This window comes from Acinetobacter sp. AL9 (assembly GCF_041464035.1).
In the GTDB taxonomy this organism is placed as follows: Bacteria; Pseudomonadota; Gammaproteobacteria; order Pseudomonadales; family Moraxellaceae; genus Acinetobacter; species Acinetobacter towneri.
Map to the genome: position 1 here is coordinate 1 of NZ_JAYFSK010000112.1, position 2,783 is coordinate 2,783.

A 2,783-nucleotide genomic window follows, 5' to 3' on the forward strand; every position below is an offset into this window, starting at 1 on the left:
TGGTTGAACGATTATGGCGGAGCGTTAAATATGAAGAGGTGTATCTCAAAGCTTATAGCAGTGTCACAGATGCGAAAAAGCAATTGAGTGCATATTTTGAGTTTTATAATCTGAAACGACCTCATTCGAGTCTAGACATGAGATACCGTCTTGGTAGTCAATCAGGTTTTGAGATTATTCGACCAATAAATAATCTCTTTGATAGGCAGTCTGATGTTTTAAAACGCCATAACACAGATGTATAAGCTTGCGCATTGCAGCACCTAAAGCACACATTTTATTTTTACCCTGGCTTAATAATCGTTGATATAAAGCTTCAATGTGTGGATTATATTTAATCGCTGTTAATGCTGACATATACAATACTGAGCGTATTTTACTGTCACCTGCTTTTGATAAGTGACTTTGCTTGTTGACTGTGTTAGCGGCAGTGTAAAAATGACCCCCTAATGGCATTTAAAAACTGACCCCCTTGGTTAATATAGCGGTCATTTTGGACTGCTCAACATGTTAACTTTGGAGCAAGCAGTGACAATCCAAATACTTCATCAACAAGGTAAATCTATTAAAGCCATTAGTCGTGAACTGGGGGTGTCCAGAAATACCGTACGTAAATATTTACGGCAAAACACCACACCTCAGTATCAGCGTATACAGCCTAGAATAAGTATCCTTGACCCATACAAACCCTATTTACTCCAACGTGTAAACGCAGCTCATCCTGAATGGATTCCTGCTGTTGTGCTCTACCAGGAAATTTTAAGGTTGGGATATCCAGGAAAGATCAGGATCTTGAGGGAATATCTTGCAACATTAAAACCAGTTGCTAAACCAGAACCGATCATTCGTTTTGAAACCCAACCTGGCCAACAAATGCAGGTGGATTTCACGACAATTCGACGCAACAACACGACTTTAAAAGCCTTTGTCGCAACATTAGGCTATTCCAGAGCGACTTTCGTGAAATTTTATGATCATGAACGTACGGATGCATGGATCGATGGTCTAGAAAATGCATTTCAGTTCTTTGCAGGAGTACCTCAGGAAATCCTGTTTGATAACGCTAAAACGATCATGATTGAACGGGATGCCTATCAGGAGGGGCAGCATAAATGGAATCCCAAACTGCTCGACTGCGCCAAGAAATACAGCTTTCGTCCTCGTGTATGTAAGCCCTACCGTGCACAGACCAAAGGCAAAGTTGAACGCTTTAATGGATACCTCAAATCAAGCTTTATTGTGCCATTGAAAGCAAGCCTGAAGACTTCGGGTTTACTGTTAGATGTTGATGTCGCCAATGCCCACATTGGCCAGTGGCTGCATGAAACCGCCAATCAGCGGATTCATGCCACCACGCAAGAAAAACCGGCTGTTAGACTGCAACAGGAGCAGCAAAAATTTACGCCATTACCGCAATCAGATACAGGTTCTAGCACTGTACCTGTTGCAGCAGCACAGCATGTCATGCCCTACGAGAGTTTGCAGCATCCCTTATCGGTATATGACCAGTTGCTGGGAGTTTCCTGATGAATCTGCAATACGACCGTATAGAGCAACTTTGCCAAAAGCTCAATCTGCCTGCCATCGCATCACAATGGTCACATCATGCACAACAAACATTAGGTCAAGATGGAAGTTATGCCGACTTTGTTGAAGCTATCTTGACGCATGAATATGCTGCCAGGCAACAGCGCAGCCAGCAGGTCCTGATGAAACTCTCAGGCCTGCCTCAAGTGAAAACGCTGGAAGGTTACGATTTTAATTATGCACTGGGTGCTCCCAAATCACAGGTGGTCGAGTTGTTCAACCTGAGCTTTATTGCTAGAGCAGAAAATGTGGTGTTTCTCGGGGCTAGCGGTGTAGGGAAAACGCACTTATCTATGGCATTAGGCTATAAGGCCATCATGAACAATGTCAAAACCAAGTTTATTACCGCCGCCGATCTCATGCTGCAACTGAGTACAGCCTATCAGCAAGGTAAATTGAAAACCTATATGCAACGTGCGGTACTGGGACCAAAGTTACTGATTATCGATGAAATTGGTTATTTACCGTTTGGACGTGAAGAAGCGAATCTGTTCTTTAACGTGATTGCCAAGCGTTATGAAAAAGGCAGTACGATATTGACGAGTAACTTACCCTTTAGCCAATGGTCTAAGTCGTTTGCGGATGATGTTACGTTGACCGCTGCGATGTTAGATCGGTTGCTGCATCACTGTCATGTGGTACAAATATCGGGTGAGAGTTATCGTTTGAAGGATAAAAAAAGAATTGGGATTCAGCCCCAGGTTGAAATTTAATACGAGATCAAAGGGGTCAATTTTACTTTGCCATTTGTAAGGTGAAAGGGGTCAATTTTAGAATGCCGTTGACAACTGAACTGCCAGACAACTGATGTACTGGAACCAAACCTACATATGCAGCAGCTTGACTTGCTTTTTCAAACTTGTGCGAATGAAATAACCCCAACAGTAATAAGCCTGATCGTTCACCGATTGAAGGAATAGTTTGCAGTAATTTCAAATCCTGTTTCAATGTTGGATCTTGATCTATGTGATTATTTATTAACTTATCAATATGTTCAAGTTGCTGATTTAAATACTCAATATTCTCTTCAAGTAATTTAATCACAACAACGGAGGTATGAGTGGACTGCGCCTTTTCAAGTCGATTCTTTTCCTGCAATAGACTACCTAGATAGACATCTCGTCTGCCTAGTAAAGCTTTTAATAATCTGACATTTTCAGGTTCAGGCTGCCATATGATTAACTTTGCGGTGTAAC

Annotated in this window: 4 protein-coding genes and 1 pseudogene; 3 read left to right on the forward strand and 2 right to left on the reverse strand. The window is 41.9% G+C overall.

All coding sequences use genetic code 11. The features are described from left to right. Positions 1–245, forward strand: a 245-nt coding sequence (locus ACEO2X_RS13610; RefSeq protein ID WP_371972146.1) for an integrase core domain-containing protein, incomplete at its 5' end; no start/stop codon positions are given. Here ACEO2X_RS13610 and ACEO2X_RS13615 read toward each other — a convergent pair. Then, positions 175–429: pseudogene (locus ACEO2X_RS13615) on the reverse strand (transposase); the annotation flags it as partial. The gene ACEO2X_RS13610 and the pseudogene ACEO2X_RS13615 sit on opposite strands and share 71 nt — an antisense overlap. 78 nt (positions 430–507) lie before the next feature. On the opposite strand from ACEO2X_RS13615, the gene istA reads away from it, so the two are divergent. Both istA and istB read left to right on the forward strand, forming a co-directional pair. Beyond that, entirely contained in the window at positions 508–1,527 is a 1,020-nt protein-coding gene (gene istA, locus ACEO2X_RS13620; RefSeq protein ID WP_371972147.1) for an IS21-like element ISAba8 family transposase, read from the forward strand. Beyond that, the gene (gene istB / locus ACEO2X_RS13625) at positions 1,527–2,300 is read left to right on the forward strand and encodes an IS21-like element ISAba8 family helper ATPase IstB (protein ID WP_096902795.1); all 774 of its coding nucleotides are present in this window, start codon (positions 1,527–1,529) and stop codon (positions 2,298–2,300) included. Before istA ends, istB begins: the two co-directional genes overlap by 1 nt. A 22-nt stretch (positions 2,301–2,322) precedes the next feature. On the opposite strand, the gene ACEO2X_RS13630 is transcribed toward istB, so the two are convergent. Further along, a partial coding sequence (locus tag ACEO2X_RS13630) for a transposase (protein ID WP_371972148.1) occupies positions 2,323–2,783 on the reverse strand: 461 nt, incomplete at its 5' end.

What these genes read in the sequence shown, in the direction of transcription:
- istA (WP_371972147.1), top strand. Translation starts at nt 508, where the DNA reads ATGTTAACTTTGGAGCAAGCAGTGACAATCCAAATACTTCATCAACAA.
- istB (WP_096902795.1), top strand. Translation starts at nt 1,527, where the DNA reads ATGAATCTGCAATACGACCGTATAGAGCAACTTTGCCAAAAGCTCAAT.